The following is a 15709-nucleotide window of genomic DNA, read 5'->3' as shown; positions in this document are numbered from 1 at the left end:
TTGAGTGTGCCCCGGCGCGGGGTGGCTATGCGGCGAGCAGTTTGGGAATTCGGATCAGGTTATAGGCGATCAGATTAAGCAGGAAGTCGGCGGCGACGCGAGCGATGCCCCGATGTTTGGTCTTGCGCATGGTGCCATGCTGCTTGCCCCATCCGAAAATGCACTCGACCATCGCCCGGCGTGATTGCGACATGCCGTATCCCGGATGCCGCGTGGTTCGTTCGTCGATCGCGCTGTTACGGTTCTTGCCGGTTTTGGTGATGGCCTGGTTCTGTGTCACATGCGGCGTCACGCCGATGGCGCGAAGATTGGCGACATGATCGGCCGTATCGTACGCCTTGTCCTCACCAGCCGTGATGCGGCGACCTGCGGCTTTGCGTCTCGCCTTCAGCATGACCTCCGCAGCCCGGCGTTCGGCGGTGCCATTGGCATGCGTGACCCTGCCCGCCACCGCCAGCCCATGCCGGTTCTCCATGGTGGCGTGGCCCATATAGCAAAGCTTGGCCTCCCGTCCGGCCGCCTTGCGATAAAGCCTGCTGTCCGGGTCACTGGTGCTCGCATGGGTGTCGTTCTTGCGTTTCTGGCCATGGAAGTTGGCGCCGTCATCATCGTCGCCGCTGCCGTCCTTGGGGCGAAAACTCTTCTGCGAAGCCCAGGCTTCGATCAGCGTTCCGTCCACCGAAAAATGCTCGTCCGACAATAGCGGCTTGACCTGAGAATGGTTCAGAAGCCTGGTCATGAACTTCGTGAACACATCGCCGTTCTGCAGCCGCTCCCGGTTCTTGGTAAAGGTGGTCGGGTCCCAGACCGGATCGTCCGGCGACAGTCCCACGAACCAGCGATACAAAAGATTGTAGTCCAGCTGCTCCATCAGCTGGCGTTCCGAGCGGATGCCGTAGAACACCTGCAGCAGCAAGGCGCTCAGCAATTGCTCCGGAGGGATCGAAGGACGTCCCTCGCTGGCGTATAGCTTTCCAAGGCTGCGGTTCAAATCACTCAAAACATCCCGGACAAGTTCCCGGACCTTCCGCAGCGGATGGTTCGCTGGCACACGTTTATCCGGCGCGATGTACGAAAACAGGCCGCCCTGATCCGTAAACCTGCCGCGCATGATCGTCTCCGCCGATTCGAGATGATAAAGTGAATCATCAAGTCCCCTCCCTGGCGAGGCGGTTTTTCAGCAGACTGCTAGTGGATTTGTTGGATGACGAGGAACTCGCGCTACCTGCCACTGCCCGTATGGCGCTGGCTGTTCTTGTGAACCAACTGAAGGAATTGGACCGGCAGGTCGACGCTATCGAGCGTGAGCTGGCTCAGATCCAGAGAGTAAATCGCGATGGCGAGGTTGCTCTCCTCGATTCCCGGCATTGGGCCCATAACGGCCACGGCCCTCGCCGCGACGGTGCCGGACGCGACCATGTTCCGCTCCGGGCGAGAATTCGCGGCTTGGCTGGGCCTGACGCCTAAGCAGAAGTCCACCGGCGGGAAGGACCTGTTCGGCCGCGTAACGAAGCAGGGCAATTCCTATCTCCGGCACTTGCTTGTCATCGGGGGCACGCAACGTCGTTCGGTATCCAAAGGCACGGTCCCGGGTCGGAGGTGGCTGGATCGAAGCTCTGCTTGAACGGCGTCGGCCCATGGTCGTCGCTATCGCCGTCGCCAACAAGTTGGCTCGGATCATCTGGGCGATGATGACGACCGGTGAGTTCTATCGGGCTAAGGCTGCTGGATGAACTGCCTAGCAGGCTGGCCACTTTAAGGTGTGAGGGCAAAAACAGCATGATGGAAACCGGCGGAGCTGGGGATCGAGAAAGCCCGAAGAGCTTTAAGCGCAACAAGCGCTACCCGTTGATGAGGCCTCGATCCGCGACCTCCATCAGGGCCAGCGGCCATGTTATCGGTCGCAATGACAGGCCGGATACATGAACGCACCCGACCGATCTCCAAAGCGCTGTCGAAATCTCTTGCACCCGCGGGGCCAATGGTATGGACCCCGCCCTTGCCGCGGTGGAATCTCAAGCGTCAACTGCAGCGAAGGAGGATGTTATGCAGGTCGTTCGGATAGGTCTAGATCTGGCGAAGTATGTCTTCGAAGTTCACGGCGTCGACAACCACGGGAAAGTCGTTGTGCGAAAGAGGTTACGTCGCGATGCGGTGGCCGGCTTTTTCGCCAATTTACCGGCCTGCCTGGTCGGCATGGAGGCTTCCAACGGGGCACACTATTGGGCTCGCGTGCTCACGGAGCTTGGCCATCAGGTCCGACTAATCAGCCCTCAGTTCGTGACACCATACGTCAAGTCGAACAAAAACGACCAGAACGATGCGGAAGCCATCTGCGAAGCGGTCGGTCGTCCGTCCATGCGCTTCGTGCCACCGAAATCAACCGATCAGCTGGCGGTACAGGCCGTCCACCGCATTCGCCGGCGCCTGGTCGCCGATCGAGTCAGGCTCGTCAATCAGATTCGCGGTCTTCTGTCCGAGCATGGGATTGTCATTGCCCGTGACATCGCGCAGCTGCGGCGTGGCCTCGCGGTCATCGTAGGAAACATCAATGACGACCTCAGCGAGATGCTCCGAGCGCTCATGAGGGAACTGCAAGAGGAGTTGTCCGAGCTTGATACCCGCATTGCAGCCTATGACCGGCGGATAAGGGAAATCTTCCGTACGAGTGAGCAGTGCCAGCGGCTCGGCAAAATCGAAGGCGTCGGACCTGTGACAGCAACAGCCTTGGTCGCCGCCGTGGGCGATAGAAGCTGTTTCAAGAACGGCCGACAGTTCGCGGCTTGGCTTGGTCTGGTACCCAAGCAGCGATCCAGTGGAGGGCGGGCCCGCTTGTTCGGCATCAGCAAACGGGGCGATCGATACCTGCGGACGCTGATGATTCACGGAGCTCGCGCCGCTTTAAGCCGTGCTAATGGCAAGCAGGATCCGCGAAGCCTCTGGCTCGGCAAGATGCGGCAACGGCGCCATCCCAATGTCGCGGCCGTGGCTCTTGCCAACAAGAACGCGCGGATCGTGTGGGCTATGCTCACAGGCGGCGCGGCTTATGAGCCGGCGCTTTCGGTGAAGGCGGCCTGAAGCGAAGCGGCAATCAAGGAAAGGAGGTCTCACCGGCAATTGCAACAAATGGCAGGAGATGGCGAAACGGTCACCCCGTCGCTTCCCGAACCTGATGTGTGGACCGGCACGGCTTGCGCCGATGTCTCGGGGCCGTTGAGGTGGAAGCGGGCGAAAACCATCGAGGCTCGCGGCGGAGACGTTGTCCAGCCGCATCAAGAAGCCGGATATACGTCAGCAGTTGTGGCCGTCGATCCTGATCAAGCCAGTCGTTGCAATCGGGCGGGGTCCATATACGTCTATACATGAAGCTCTCGATGAACGTGTTCTGCATGGGTTTGCCCGGCGCGATGTAGTGCCAAGCGACGCGGCTCTGATCGGCCCACGTCAGAATGGCGTTGCTGGTGAGTTCGGTGCCGTTGTCGCTAACCACCGTCTTGGGCTTGCCACGCTCGGTGATCAGGCGGTCCAGTTCCCGCGCCACCCGGGCGCCCGAGAGCGAGGTATCGGCCACCAGCGCCAGACACTCGCGGGTGCAATCGTCAACCACGGTCAGAATGCGGAAGCGACGGCCGTCGGTGAGCTGATCCGACACGAAGTCGAGCGACCAACGATCGTTGGGGGCCATCGGCGCCATCATCGGTGCCCTGGTCCCAATTGCGCGCTTGCGGCCACCACGGCGGCGTACCGCGAGCCTCTCTTCCCGGTAGAGCCGGAAGAGCTTCTTGTCGTCTAATCGCTGTCAATTGCCCTGGGTGCCGGACCTTGTCGTCTTCGAGGTCGGAAGAATGTGCCGCCTCATCATGGCCCTCGCCAGTGGATCTCCCCATGTGATTCCCGCGGTCTGAAGCCGCCCAAGAAGTTACGGGATGATCCGGCCAGCGTCCTTCCAGGACGATCTACAGAGATCCTGGCTTAGCTAGCTAGGCTCAGCTAGCCGGCGCAGCTGCGAACTCCGTGCCATCCAGCCAGATACGATGCAGGATGACGGCGAGTTTGCGCGCCACGGCGACCTTGGCCTTTCGCGACCCGATCCGAGCCATCAATTGCTGCCCCCAACGGCGGAGTGCACTATCTTTGCGCACGCGCGTCATGAGCGCGTTGGCCGCCTCGAACAGAAGGCTTCGCGCCATGCGGTCGCCTGACTTGGATATCCGGCCAGAGATATCGACCTCGCCGGATTGATAGCGCCGAGGTGTCAGGCCGAGAAACGCTCCGACATCAGTGGATCGGGAGAAGCGGTTAGGATCGTCTACGGCCGTCGTGAACGTCAATGCAGTAATCGCGCCTACACCGGGGATCGTTATCATGCGCTGGCAGGCCTCATCGGTGCGCGCGAGACGTAGAAGCTGCGAATCGAGCCTCTGCCTGCGCTCTCCCGCAACACGCCAAGCCTCAAGCAGCGCGTCAATGGCGCTTCGGATCAAGGGGTCCTCCGGACATCGCGTGAGCACTGCGCGCTCGAACGTTCCACCCTTACCGGCTGCGAGCACCACGCCGAAGGTCTTCAGTAGACCACGAATTTGATTGTAAAGCGTCGTACGAATCGCGACGAGTTCGCTTCTGGCTGAGAGCAGGGCTCGGATACGACAGCTCTGCAGGCTCTTGATGGCGACGGGCCGGTACCAACGGGAGCGCACCACTTGCGCGATCCCAAATGCATCGTTCACATCCGTCTTGTTAACTTGTAGCGAGAGCGCCGCCGCTACATGGCGCGCGTGGATGCAGTCGATTGGAACGTCGAGAGCGCGCAGCCCATGCCAAAGCCAGATCGCGAGCGGCCCGGTTTCCATACCAACCCGAACCGCGTCTGGAGCGTGCTCGCGCAGCGCCATTGCGATGCACTCCGGTTCCGAGGAGCATTTGCCCCGCCAAGTGCGCCGACCGTCGCCGTCGATCACACAAATTTCCGTCTCCTTTTGCGATACGTCCAAACCAACATAAAGGGTCATCACATGCTCCTCGTTTGCACTGAGGAGAACATTCTGCCTCAGCTTCGCGCGTGCGATTAGGCCATGTGGTTGATCAGATAGCCCTCCCGCCTGAGCAGAACATGCAGCCGCCGATAGCCGAAGCGGCGGCACTCTTGGGCGATCGCCCTCATGCGTTGGCGAACGGCGGAATCGTCCGACGGTGTTACCGTGTATCTTACAGTCATGCGGCAGCGGCCGATGGCTTTACACGCCCGCCGTTCGCTCATCCCATGGGCATCCACCAGATGAGCGACAGCTTTCCGCTTCCCCGCGGGCGTCACCACTAGACTGTATGTCCCCTCCATAAAATGAGGCGACTCACCCTCGATGTTGCGACGAGGGTTGCCTGGATGGACCGGGCAGAGCCTCAAACAAGGAGGGCGAGTCGTGGGTCATCATACCGAGGTCTATACGTCAAAATCGCGCAATGCAATAGCCATTGCCGATGGCGACCGTGGCGGCGAGGTACGATATCTCGGGGAGTTTTCTGCCACGGAGGCAGCGATCCGAAAGCTGGTGGCAAAGCTTGCAGCGAAATGCTGTCATCTTACGTTTTGCTACGAAGCAGGGCCGACAGGATATGGCCTCTACAGACTGCTCAAGAGCCTCGGCCATGACTGCCTGGTGGTGGCCCCCTCGCTCGTTCCGAAGAAGGCCGGCGATCGAGTGAAGACGAACCGGCGCGATGCGGTAAGCCTCGCCAAGCTGTTGCGCGCGGGCGAGCTCACCGCGGTGTGGGTACCGGACGAGCGCCATGAGGCCATGCGCGATCTCTCGCGGGCCCGTCAGGCAGTGAAGAAGGACCTCCAGGGCAAGCGTCAACAGATCTCGTCATTGATGCTGCGGCTGGGACGCATCTATCCGGGCAAGACAACGTGGGGGCCAGCCCACATGAGATGGCTGATGTCGCAGAAGCTCCAGCATCGCGAGCAGCGCATCGCATTCGAAGAGCTACTTGAGGGGATACGCCAGGAAAGTGAGCGGATGGAGCGTTTGGAAGATGCCATCCGCGAGGTAGTACCCGAGTGGTCGCTTGCCGAGGTTGTCGCGGCCCTGCAGGCGATGCGGGGGATTGATCTCATTGCGGCTGTGGGGGTGCTGGCCGAGATCGGTGATCTCTCCCGCTTTCAAAATCCGCGCGAGCTGATGGGCTATCTGGGTTTGGTGCCCACGGAAAACTCGACTGGCGACAAAGTCAGGCGAGGCGGCATCACCAAAGCCGGTAATGGGCGGGCGCGACGTATTCTTGTGGAGGCGGCCTGGAGCTATCGATATCCGCCGCGCGTGAGCCGAGACAAGCAGCCAAAGGTGGAGGCGGCACCGAGACGCGCGCGCGAGATTGCGTGGAAAGCGCAAACCAGATTGTGCGGACGCTTCCGCTCACTCGAGCGGAAGGGCAAGCGGCGAACCGTAATCGTCACGGCGATTGCCCGAGAGCTATCCGCCTTCATTTGGGCAATCAATCGCGAGCTCATGCCACCTCGACAGGCGTAGCGTCGTTGCGGGCTGTGGACCGCTCGAGTCGTGAGGTGCGCTCGACCGGCCCACAGCCCCCTTTGTTGCAATCAGGATCAGGGGTAGTCGCAGACATCAATCGTGCAGAGGTGAAGGTGGGACCACGGCAGGGGAAATCCTGAAACCCATTATGTGGCCGATCATCCGATCGACGCCCGACGCTAGACCAGGGACAGCCCCAAACGAAAAAACGGAAATGCGGTATCCAACCCGCGCATCAGAGCCTGTTCACCGACGTCTTTGGGTTCCGCCTTCTCCTCTGCACGATCTATCGGTGCAAGAACTTCACGATAAGCCTCGTGGAGATGGGAAACCGTGCGTTGTGTGCTTGACTGGGGACGGATGACCCGCCCCGTCCTCTCAGTCAGACTGAGTTGGCTTTTGAAAGGAGGAAGCAATGAGGACACGGAACAAGCCCAGGCCGCAGCGGCGGGAGAGGCGCGGGCCATTTTGGCGCGCGCCTTATCTATTGTGAACATCCATTTGATGGTAAGGCTTAGCCGCAACGCTATTGAGGCTGGCTTGACGTTTTGCGGAATGGCCACGGCATGAGGTCTTCGATGCGCCTATGGGGATGTCCGTCGATGATCGTCTCGAGTGTTTCGGCGATGTAGGCGGCCGGGTTGATGTCGTTGAGCTTGCAGGTGGCGACGAGCGAGGCTAGCAAGGCCCAATTTTCAGCCCCGACCTCATGTCCGGCGAAGAGCGCATTTTTTCTGGTCAGGCAGACTGGCCGGATGGCGTTCCCGACCGGGTTCGTGTCGAGCTCGAGGCGCCCGTCTTCGAGGAAGCGGGTCAGCCCCTGCCAGTGATTGAGCGCGTAGCGGATGTCCTCGGCGAGCGTCGAACCGCTGGAGATCATCGACAGCTGTTTCTCGAACCAAGGCTTTAACGCGGCGATGATGGGCAGCGAGTGCTCCTTGCGCGCGGACCGCCGGATGTCCGGCGATGAACCGCGCACCATGGCTTCGACGGCGTAAAGCTGTGGGATATGCCGAACGGCGGCCTCGGCGATCGGCGATTGCTGTTACGGGCCAATTTGACGAAGCGTCGGCGCAAATGCCGTCAGAGGCATCGCATTGCAGGAAGCGTCCGCAAAGCCATCCAGGAGCTGCTCCGCAAAGGCACCGCTGCGACCGGGGCATCTCGGAACAGCGCGAACGGCGGACTTGGGCAGCTGTGGCCGCGATCGTCGGAGTCGATCGCCCGGAAGTAGCCTTTCTTCGTTCGGCCACGTCCGGGATCGAGCACCGGTCCGTGGTTTCGTCCATGAACAGACGATCTGCCCTCTCCAGATAGCGGCGCATGTGGTCCGCTACGGGTAGATGGAAGCAGGCGCGGCCGGACCAGTTGCCCAGTGTCGCCCGATCAAGTCGGATCCCCTGGCGTGCATAGATCTCGGCCTGGCAGTAAAACGGCGTATGGTCGCCGAACTTCGAGACGATCACGTGCGCAATCGCCGCTTCGGTCGGCAGTCCACCAGGCACCACGTGCTCCGGTGCGTGCGCCTGCACGACAGGGCCCGAGCAGCGGCGACAGATGTATTTCGGGCGGCGCGTGACCAACACCCGCCATTGCGCCGGGATCACGTCCAGGCGTTTGCTGACGTCCTCGCCGATCTTCGTCATGGCGCCGCAACCGCACGGACCGAGCGTGCTCGCGGACTCGATGATCCGTTCCACCCGTGGCAAATGGGCAGGCAAGCAGCCGCGATTGCGATGAGACCCTTGATCCGGCGCGCTCCGCGATCGGCCCTGGATCACAGCCTCGACTCTCTCCTGAGCCGCGTCCAGGATGCCTTGCGCGATCTCCACGTCTTCCAGCGGGAAGTGATACTGATCTGGCCGCAGCTTCTCGGACGTCGCGCCGAACTTCTCGCGTCGCAATTCGCCGGGGATGACCTCCAGCCGACGCCGCGCTTCTTCCGACGCCGCCAGCGCTCCCTGATGCTCGCTTAAGGCCGCCTGCGTTTGCGCCAAAAGCGCTTTCAGTTGTTCATTTTCGTCGCGCAGCGCCGCGATGCTCATGCGCTATTTCGAGCACATCACCGCTACGCGTGCCACGTTCAAAATAGCTCCCGGGTCACTCTGCCGCAGTTATCCAGCCGCCTGGGGACGCCGCGCTTCTTGCGGGCGGACCAACCTCCAATCCCCCCTCGAACAGGTCAGCGAACATCGCCGGCGATATGCGCATCACGCCGTCTGCGATCGTTGGCCAAACAAAGTTGCAGCCTTCGAGGCGCTTGTGCACCAGCACCAGGCACGTTCGATCCCAGACCAAAATCTTGATCCGGTCCGCTCGTTTCGATCGGAACACGAAGACTGCCCCGCTGAACGGAGCGAGACGAAGCATCTCCTGCACCTTCGCAGCAAGTCCATCATGGCCATAGCGGAAGTCAATCGGCCGCGTCGCCACGTAAATCTTCAGATCAGCACCGGGCGCGATCATCGTGACGCTCGCACTGCGCGGGTCACCCGGGACAGCTGCTCGCCATCTATGGCTGTGTCCGTCCGCGGCACGACATCGCCGATGGCGATCTCAAGCTTGATCGCCGGAACGTGACCTCCTCCAACGCGCTTTCCACAACCAGCGGCGCGAATGTCGACTGCGACGCCTCGCACGGCGCCAACATGCCTCGCTGTCGAAAGCGTCGTCGCAATCGTAAATCTGCCAGCGCGTCGCTCCGTGCTTGCGCGCTACCTTGGACACCTGGGCACCGGATAGCAGACTCTCGGCGACGATCCGAGCTCTCTCAGCCTCCGAACGCACGCGGCGTCCCGACGGTCCTTCAAGCACTTCCAGCCGGCTCCCCGGCCCTCCCGATGAGCCGTCCAATGGACGTCCTTTTTGCTGTCCAATCCCGTCCCACACCTCCGTCCAAAGCCGGAGGCTTCTTCAGCACGTTCATTCGAATTCTGAAGCACGGTATCAGGTTCGCGCTTACGCTGGAACGCGCCGGCCTCATCAGACGGCAGCCAAGGACGCCTCGCAGCATCGAGGTCCTCATTGATCCGAAACTCCTGCCCGAGCTAATCTGGCCGCCGGACCCAGCCTGTCAAAATCACTGTGCAGAGCCACTAGGCCAAGATAGAAGAGAGCCGGCTCCGCAAAATTGAACAGGTCGATAAGTGGAGTTTCTGCCTGAAGGCGGCGATAATCGCCGTGAACAGGAGAGATCATGAGCAGACGACCGCGCCGGAACCGCACACCGGCCTTCAAGGCGAAGGTGGCACTGGCGGCCCTCAAGGGCGATCGGACGATAGCCCAGCTGGCCGAGCATTTCGACGTCCACCCCAATCAGATCACGGCGTGGAAGTCACAGCTTAAGGGCAGCGCTTCGGAGGTTTTCGGATCGGGAGGCGGAGCGCCGGAGATTCCAGCGATCGATGTGAAGTCGCTGCACGCCAAGATCGGCGAGCTGACGCTGGAGAACGATTCCTAAGAAACGGCACCAGCTCCTGGTTCCAAGGGCTGCAGAACAAAGCCGAATGTCTCGGCACGTCGGTGCAAATTGTTGATCACTCGCGTGCGGTAGCGCGTCTCGTAGGATGAGGCCCCCGGATCGACATACTCCATTCCGTGTCGCACCGCGTTGTAGAACAGGACTGCGATCTTGCGGGCCGTGGCGGTCACCGCCTTGGCCTTGCCGATGCGGGACGAGAGGCGCCTGTAAAAGGCGCCGAGCGCGGTGTCGGTGCGTCCGACGGTTACGGCAGCAAGGCGCAGAAGAGCTGCGGCCCGACCGCCGGACCGGCGCGTTCGTGACGAGAGCAGTTTGCCTCCGGAGACCTTATTGCTCGGCGCCAATCCCAGCCAGGAAGTAAAATGCTTTGCACTTGGCCATGAGGTAAGGTCGTCGCCGCATTCCGCGATCAACTTCAGCGAAAGGTAAGGACCGAGGCCGTCGATGGTGGTGACGTCCTTTCCGAGCAATACGAACAGCGCCGCCCGCACGTCGAAAGCTAGAGCGTTCGCCTGATCGGTTCTGTTCCGACGCCGCGAGACTGGCGGTACTGATCCATGATCACGACCCCTGTGGGTGCTGAGTTCCTTCAACACAGCTTCGATCCGGACATCGCAGGCAGATGCCTTCTCGCGATAGGCGTCGTAAAGGGCGAGTGCCTGATCGAGCGCAAACAGATGCTCGGCACGGTAGCTACCGGTGAGTGCCTTCGCGATCGTCTCGGCGCTGGAGTGGCAGCTGTAATGGCGTAAGCACGCCAGCGCCTCAGGATCGCGCTCGCCGGCAAGGATCGCGCGAATGATGCCCAGGCCGGTCGCACCGGTGATGTCGGCCACAACGTGGTGGAGTTGAAGATTCATCTCAGTCAATGCTTTCTGCATATGCTGGATGTGTGAAGCCGCGTACTCCAGCAGACGCTCCCGCTGACGCACGTAAGCTCGCAGTTCGGCAATCTGCCCTTTGGGTCGAAAGCTGGCTCGCAGCAACCCGAACGAATGGAGCCGCTGCAGCCACTGCGCGTCGCTGACATCGGTCTTGCCCCGGCACGTGCTTGGCATCGCGCTCGTTGACAAGAAACACAGTGAACCCCCGTGCATCGAGAAGCTCGAAAATCGGGATCCAGTAGACACTGGTCGATTCCATGACGACGGTCTCGACGCCGCATTCTGTAAACCAGTCGACCAGCCGATGCAGATCAGCCGTGAAGGTACCAAAGCTGCGTACTGGCTCAGGTGCGCGATCTGCCCTGACGGCAGCCATGTGCATGGTCGCGCCAATGTCGATGGCAGCCGCGTTCGGGTGCACCATGGGCATCGTGCGGTCGGCCCTGGATTTCGATTTGTTGCGGTTCATCTCCAATCCTCCTGCTGACACGGCGGAAGGGCTGGGCTGCGCAATTTATTCATATTCCTAAACGGGATCGCCGGGACGGCGTCACCACTCTCACGTACGCAACAGCCCATGGACCAGGTTTTTTAGCGGGGTCACATGCCACCAAAATCATATCGGCCGCTCCCTTCCGGCCGCAGTCTAGCGGCAATGCGTTTCTATCCCACAGGGAGCGAGCAGCGCTGAGACCAGTTTTTTAGAAGGAGCGCTCACCAAGGCGGGATTGCTGAGCGCAAAGCGATGATCGACCGTGAGCACGAGCTGTCGATCACCAGTCAGGCGGAGGTACTGCAGATCAGCCGCGGCAGCATTTATTACCTGCCGCGGCCGGTGCCGGAGGCCGATCTCGCGATCATGCGGCGTCTCGACCGGCTGCATCTGGAGTTTCCCTTCGCCGGTTCGCGGATGTTGAGAGGCCTGCTGGCTGTCGAGGGGTGCAAGATCGGCCGCCGGCATGTGAAGACGCTGATGCGGCGGATGGGGATAGAGGCGCTCTATCGCCGGCCGCGCACCACGAAGCCCGAACCCGGCCACAAGATCTATCCGTATCTGCTGCGCAACCTGGAAATTACGCGACCTAACCACGTCTGGGCCATGGACATCACGTACATCCCGATGGCGCGCGGCTTCGTCTATCTCGCTGTGGTGCTGGACTGGGCGACCCGCCGGGTTCTGTCATGGCGGCTGTCGATCACCATGGAGGCAGCCTTCTGCGTCGAGACGCTCGAGGATGCTCTGGCACGTCATGGGAAGCCGGAGATATTCAACACCGATCAAGGCTCGCAGTTCACCGGCACGGACTTTACCGGCCTGCTCGCCAGCAACGGCATTGCCATCAGCATGGATGGCAAGGGCGCCTGGCGCGACAACGTGTTCGTCGAGCGGTTGTGGCGCAGCGTCAAATACGAGGAGGTATACCTGAGAGCCTACAACAACGTCAGCGAGGCCCGCGCCTCGATCGGCCGATACCTCGACTTCTACAACCGCGCATCAGAACACCCATCTGTCTATGTTGTTGAAGAGAAAAGACTTTGCTGATTGGGATTCGATCCCGTGGGGTATTTTGGGTTCAGCCGCGCCCGTTCGGCAATGGCTTGTGCAGCGGATGTTGTGAGTGCGGCGCGGGCGAAGATCCAAGGGCCATCAGATAAGGGATGGATGGCCTCGATCTCGCCGGCCTCCGCTGCCAGCCGGAGCGTCTTGGGCGCGATCTTGAGAAGCTGCGCGGCTTTGCTGAGATTGAGCCAAGGCTCTATCCCGTCCTCCGCGGGCTTGAACACCGGGGTGCGATAGTTCGAGCGCATTGATGTGACGCGCTCGCGGGTCCAGCGATTGCCGTTGCCCGTCTTGAGGCCGTTGCGGTTGAGGAGGCCGGCAATCAGATCGTCGCTGGCGATCAGCACCAGTCGGCGCACAGCCTCGATGATGTTGGCGGAGGTGCTGTTACGCTGCCCGCGCCGGCGCTTGGGCAGGCGTATCTCGCTGTGAACGCCGCCGACCCAGTGGACGATGAGGACGATCTCGGAGGCCGCATCGTCGATATCGGCCACGACCTCATGGATGAGGGTGCGCACAACGCGCTTCTTGAGGCGAGCATCCGTCGTCGGCGCATCCCAGACCGCTTTGAGGTTCGAGGCTAGAACGCCGAGCGAAGCTGGATCGGCAATGGGGGCGGGCGTCGCCGCCTCATGCATTGCGATCTTGCCCTCGACCTCCGCCGCGTGAGCGAGCGCCCTGTTCCAGCGCGCTTCAAGCTCGCTGGCCACCAGCCGGTTCGCGGGGTCAGCGGCATCGTATTGCCGGAAGGCCCGGTCGGCGGCATAGCGCGCCGCTTCGAGGTCGCGACTGAGCGCTTCGCGCACCTGATCCCGCCGTTCTCCGGCTTCCTTAGCGGCAGCGGTTGCAGCGGCAATAGCCCCCGGGCCGACGACACCCAGCAGTGCTTCCTCGATCGCATCATCGGCCCGCAATCCGCCGAAGCCGATGCAGTGAGGGCCGCCATTATCCATCCAGGCGCGGCTGCAGCTGTAGCGAGGGATATGGTGCTTCATGCCGGAGTACCGGAGCGTGAGCTTGCGGCCGCAGCGCTTGCACCGGATCAGACCGGCCAGCAGCCCGTCACCATGCTTGGGCGCGCCGTGATGCCGACCCGTGGGAACGTTGCTGCTGACCATCGTGCGGATCGCCTCAAATCTCTCCCAACTCACATATCCTTCGTGGGTGTTGGGCTTCAGCGCCAGCCATTCGTTCCGTGCCTTGCGGTGGATCTTCACGCTCACGCCCGCGGCGCTGTATCCCGCCGCCACAGCCGTCTTACCATAGGCATAGGCGCCGCCGTAGACCGGGTTCTCAATGATCCGGTGGATGGCGGAGTAGCTCGGTCGCCGCCAGGCCGTATCGCCGTTGGTCTCCTTCACCGGCAGATCGAGATTGTACTCGTGAAGCCAGCAGAGCGCCTGTCGCGCGCTGCCCAGTTCCTCGACCTTGTCGAACACCAGCTTGATCGCTTCCTGGACACGCCGATCCGGATCCTTCTCATAACGGTCCCCGGCCTTCACGAAGCCGACGGGCGCCACCACGATTAACTCGCCCCGGCGCGCCTTCTCGTAGCGGGCCGAGAGCGAGCGCTGACGCAACAGATCCAGCTCGTACTCGTTGAGGCTGCCCTTGAGCCCGAGCAGCAGGCGGTCGTTACCGTGCCTCGGTGCATAGATCGTCTCCTGATCGACCAGGACGGTATCGACCACACGACACATCTCGATGAGTTGCTGCCAATCCCGGCTGTTGCGAGCGAAGCGCGAGACCTCGCGGGCGCAAACCGCGCCAACCTTACCGAGGCAAACCTCCGCTACCATCCGCTCGAAACCGGCGCGTTGTACCCCGCCGGCGGCTGAACGACCGAGATCATCATCGATCACTTCAATCTCTGACCACCCGAGCGCCGTCAGGCGGTCCCGCATGGCGTACTGCAACGCACTGCTCTCGCGATTGTGCAACACCTGATGCGCTGAGGATTGACGCACGTAAAGAAGCGCCTTGCGCTCGAGATGATGAGGCCTGACCTTATCAGAAATCATGACCGACCTCCTTCGCGCGCGGCGTCGCCGTCGTCGCAGCATGGTCGAGGATCAACTGCGTCATCAGACTCATAAGGGCCGCCTGCGCTTCCGCCGGCAGCTCCGACCATGCCGGCGCGCCGATGGCGCCGTTCGACAGGCCGCTCCCGAACAGATCCATCTGCTGCTGCGGCCGCGGTCGTTGATTGTGTCGGTATCCGCTCCCTGGCATTGCCGTCTGGCTTGACATGAGTCGCTCCCCGATTCTGGCCGTGAGAGCCTCTGGATGCGCCAGAAAGCGGGGCAGCTGATGGCGTTCGATCCTTCAACGCTACATCGAGAAGCGCAGAAAGCGCCGCAAGTGCATCGATCCTAACAAGCGGCTGAGCTGTCAGAAACCCGGCGTCATGGCATGCCGTCCGGTCGAACATCCATGCGGGAACTTCCAGCCAACGGTCTGCTTGCGATCCGTCCAGGGTGCAGCGAAAAACGACATCGTCGGCCTTGTCGATGGCCCCATGAACGCAAACTCGGCGCCCAAACCAAGGATGATGCCGATAAAGAACCTCGCGAAGAACGGTCCTGTGGGCGTTCTCAAACGTCGTTGTACAACGGCCGCCGGCCGCACCAAAGCCTTGACGACGCCACACCGGATCAAGCCTACTTCAACCAGCCGCCATTTCGCTTGGCGGCCTAACTAACCCCGGCAGAAGCTCCACTTATCGAGGCGGAGATTCTGTTCAGACAAGCGGGACCAGCTCTCTATGCCCCGAACCCGAAGAGGAAGTATGCCAGAGACTATCTGCGTGATGTACAATCACGTCTCATCAAACTTAGTCTAGTCCGATGAATGATTGTCGTATCAAGCTGCCGACGACAAACTCGACCATCGAGGTAAAGTCGAAGACCGGAATACTCGTGGCTCGCTGAACCGCAGCCGCATACGGCGGCAACTCTGAACACTCGAAGAGCAGCATCCCGACGTTGCGGTGGTTGTTGACGAGAGAGACTGCGGCATCAAGAGTTTCCTTTACGACGGCGCCGACGTCGAGGTCATGGCTGTAGGTAAGAAAAGCCGCGGCAAAACGTGGGCCATCCTCGAGGCCAGCTATGACCAGACGCTCGAAGCTGGCGGGCACCCCGGTCGCCTTTAACACCTCTGGAGTCAACGAAGACGCTTTTGCCGTGATAATGCCGAGCGCTTTGTCGTGCGGAAGCATCTGTCCGAGAAATGGAACAAGAAGAAGAGGAGAAAG

At 61.3% G+C, this 15709-nt stretch carries 11 protein-coding genes and 6 pseudogenes; 5 read left to right on the top strand and 12 right to left on the bottom strand.

What is annotated here, in order from left to right:
- Positions 1 to 25: 25 nt before the first annotated feature.
- Positions 26 to 1111, bottom strand: a complete 1086-nt coding sequence (locus IVB24_RS09125; protein WP_247772700.1) for an IS5 family transposase — start codon at positions 1109 to 1111, stop codon at positions 26 to 28.
- 110 nt (positions 1112 to 1221) lie between these two features.
- Entirely contained in the window at positions 1222 to 1419 is a 198-nt protein-coding gene (locus tag IVB24_RS09120) for a hypothetical protein (RefSeq protein ID WP_247774289.1), read from the bottom strand.
- Between IVB24_RS09120 and IVB24_RS09115 the strand changes: the two genes are divergently transcribed.
- Together IVB24_RS09115 and IVB24_RS09110 are read left to right on the top strand one after the other, a co-directional pair.
- The gene (locus tag IVB24_RS09115; RefSeq protein WP_247772699.1) at positions 1337 to 1624 is read left to right on the top strand and encodes a transposase; all 288 of its coding nucleotides are present in this window, start codon (positions 1337 to 1339) and stop codon (positions 1622 to 1624) included. The two genes, IVB24_RS09120 and IVB24_RS09115, sit on opposite strands and share 83 nt — an antisense overlap.
- A 422-nt stretch (positions 1625 to 2046) precedes the next feature.
- Positions 2047 to 3078: an IS110 family transposase gene (locus IVB24_RS09110; RefSeq protein WP_247296495.1), complete on the top strand. Its 1032-nt coding sequence runs from the start codon at positions 2047 to 2049 to the stop codon at positions 3076 to 3078.
- A gap of 286 nt (positions 3079 to 3364) precedes the next feature.
- Here IVB24_RS09110 and IVB24_RS09105 read toward each other — a convergent pair.
- The 3 genes and pseudogenes from IVB24_RS09105 to IVB24_RS09095 form a co-directional block, all read right to left on the bottom strand.
- A pseudogene (locus tag IVB24_RS09105) lies at positions 3365 to 3793 on the bottom strand (DDE-type integrase/transposase/recombinase); the annotation flags it as partial.
- Between the two features lie 193 nt (positions 3794 to 3986).
- Entirely contained in the window at positions 3987 to 5009 is a 1023-nt protein-coding gene (locus IVB24_RS09100; protein ID WP_247772698.1) for an IS110 family transposase, read from the bottom strand.
- A 65-nt stretch (positions 5010 to 5074) separates the two neighbouring features.
- Positions 5075 to 5314: pseudogene (locus IVB24_RS09095) on the bottom strand (IS3 family transposase); the annotation flags it as partial.
- 103 nt (positions 5315 to 5417) lie between these two features.
- Here IVB24_RS09095 and IVB24_RS09090 point away from each other — a divergent pair.
- Complete coding sequence (locus tag IVB24_RS09090) at positions 5418 to 6524, top strand: IS110 family transposase (RefSeq protein ID WP_247772697.1); 1107 nt, start codon at positions 5418 to 5420, stop codon at positions 6522 to 6524.
- Between the two features lie 529 nt (positions 6525 to 7053).
- On the opposite strand, the gene IVB24_RS09085 is transcribed toward IVB24_RS09090, so the two are convergent.
- The 3 genes and pseudogenes from IVB24_RS09085 to tnpB form a co-directional block, all read right to left on the bottom strand.
- Positions 7054 to 7509 carry a transposase gene (locus IVB24_RS09085; protein ID WP_247772696.1) on the bottom strand — a complete coding sequence of 152 codons (456 nt, stop codon included), beginning with the start codon at positions 7507 to 7509 and terminating at the stop codon, positions 7054 to 7056.
- A 337-nt stretch (positions 7510 to 7846) separates the two neighbouring features.
- Positions 7847 to 8572: pseudogene (locus IVB24_RS09080) on the bottom strand (IS66 family transposase zinc-finger binding domain-containing protein); the annotation flags it as partial.
- A 55-nt stretch (positions 8573 to 8627) separates the two neighbouring features.
- Positions 8628 to 8993, bottom strand: a complete 366-nt coding sequence (gene tnpB / locus IVB24_RS09075) for an IS66 family insertion sequence element accessory protein TnpB (protein WP_247772695.1) — start codon at positions 8991 to 8993, stop codon at positions 8628 to 8630.
- Positions 8994 to 9723: 730 nt separating this feature from the next.
- Here tnpB and IVB24_RS09070 point away from each other — a divergent pair.
- A pseudogene (locus IVB24_RS09070) lies at positions 9724 to 9981 on the top strand (transposase); the annotation flags it as partial.
- A 2-nt stretch (positions 9982 to 9983) separates the two neighbouring features.
- Here IVB24_RS09070 and IVB24_RS09065 read toward each other — a convergent pair.
- Positions 9984 to 11268 (bottom strand): annotated as a pseudogene (locus IVB24_RS09065) (IS110 family transposase).
- Between the two features lie 315 nt (positions 11269 to 11583).
- Between IVB24_RS09065 and IVB24_RS09055 the strand changes: the two are divergent.
- Positions 11584 to 12381: pseudogene (locus IVB24_RS09055) on the top strand (IS3 family transposase); the annotation flags it as partial.
- A 23-nt stretch (positions 12382 to 12404) separates the two neighbouring features.
- On the opposite strand, the gene IVB24_RS09050 reads toward IVB24_RS09055, so the two are convergent.
- The 3 genes from IVB24_RS09050 to IVB24_RS09040 form a co-directional block, all read right to left on the bottom strand.
- Complete coding sequence (locus IVB24_RS09050; protein ID WP_247772693.1) at positions 12405 to 14474, bottom strand: recombinase family protein; 2070 nt, start codon at positions 14472 to 14474, stop codon at positions 12405 to 12407.
- Complete coding sequence (locus IVB24_RS09045) at positions 14464 to 14634, bottom strand: hypothetical protein (protein ID WP_247293539.1); 171 nt, start codon at positions 14632 to 14634, stop codon at positions 14464 to 14466. The genes IVB24_RS09050 and IVB24_RS09045 overlap by 11 nt, the downstream gene beginning before the upstream one ends.
- A gap of 652 nt (positions 14635 to 15286) precedes the next feature.
- Entirely contained in the window at positions 15287 to 15673 is a 387-nt protein-coding gene (locus IVB24_RS09040; RefSeq protein ID WP_247772692.1) for a hypothetical protein, read from the bottom strand.
- Between the last annotated feature and the right edge of the window lie 36 nt (positions 15674 to 15709).

The organism is Bradyrhizobium sp. 192 (assembly GCF_023100965.1).
Classification (GTDB): domain Bacteria; phylum Pseudomonadota; class Alphaproteobacteria; order Rhizobiales; family Xanthobacteraceae; genus Bradyrhizobium; species Bradyrhizobium symbiodeficiens.
The sequence above is the reverse complement of the archived record's forward strand: the minus strand, read 5'-3'. Positions and strand labels throughout refer to the sequence as shown.

Excerpts from the sequence above, each read along its gene's own strand:
- IVB24_RS09125 (WP_247772700.1), bottom strand. The coding sequence starts at position 1,111 with ATGCGCGGCAGGTTTACGGATCAGGGCGGCCTGTTTTCGTACATCGCG.
- IVB24_RS09115 (WP_247772699.1), top strand. The coding sequence starts at position 1,337 with ATGGCGAGGTTGCTCTCCTCGATTCCCGGCATTGGGCCCATAACGGCC.
- IVB24_RS09120 (WP_247774289.1), bottom strand. The coding sequence starts at position 1,419 with ATGGTCGCGTCCGGCACCGTCGCGGCGAGGGCCGTGGCCGTTATGGGC.
- IVB24_RS09110 (WP_247296495.1), top strand. The coding sequence starts at position 2,047 with ATGCAGGTCGTTCGGATAGGTCTAGATCTGGCGAAGTATGTCTTCGAA.
- IVB24_RS09100 (WP_247772698.1), bottom strand. The coding sequence starts at position 5,009 with ATGACCCTTTATGTTGGTTTGGACGTATCGCAAAAGGAGACGGAAATT.
- IVB24_RS09085 (WP_247772696.1), bottom strand. The coding sequence starts at position 7,509 with ATGGTGCGCGGTTCATCGCCGGACATCCGGCGGTCCGCGCGCAAGGAG.
- tnpB (WP_247772695.1), bottom strand. The coding sequence starts at position 8,993 with ATGATCGCGCCCGGTGCTGATCTGAAGATTTACGTGGCGACGCGGCCG.
- IVB24_RS09050 (WP_247772693.1), bottom strand. The coding sequence starts at position 14,474 with ATGATTTCTGATAAGGTCAGGCCTCATCATCTCGAGCGCAAGGCGCTT.
- IVB24_RS09045 (WP_247293539.1), bottom strand. The coding sequence starts at position 14,634 with ATGGATCTGTTCGGGAGCGGCCTGTCGAACGGCGCCATCGGCGCGCCG.
- IVB24_RS09040 (WP_247772692.1), bottom strand. The coding sequence starts at position 15,673 with ATGCTTCCGCACGACAAAGCGCTCGGCATTATCACGGCAAAAGCGTCT.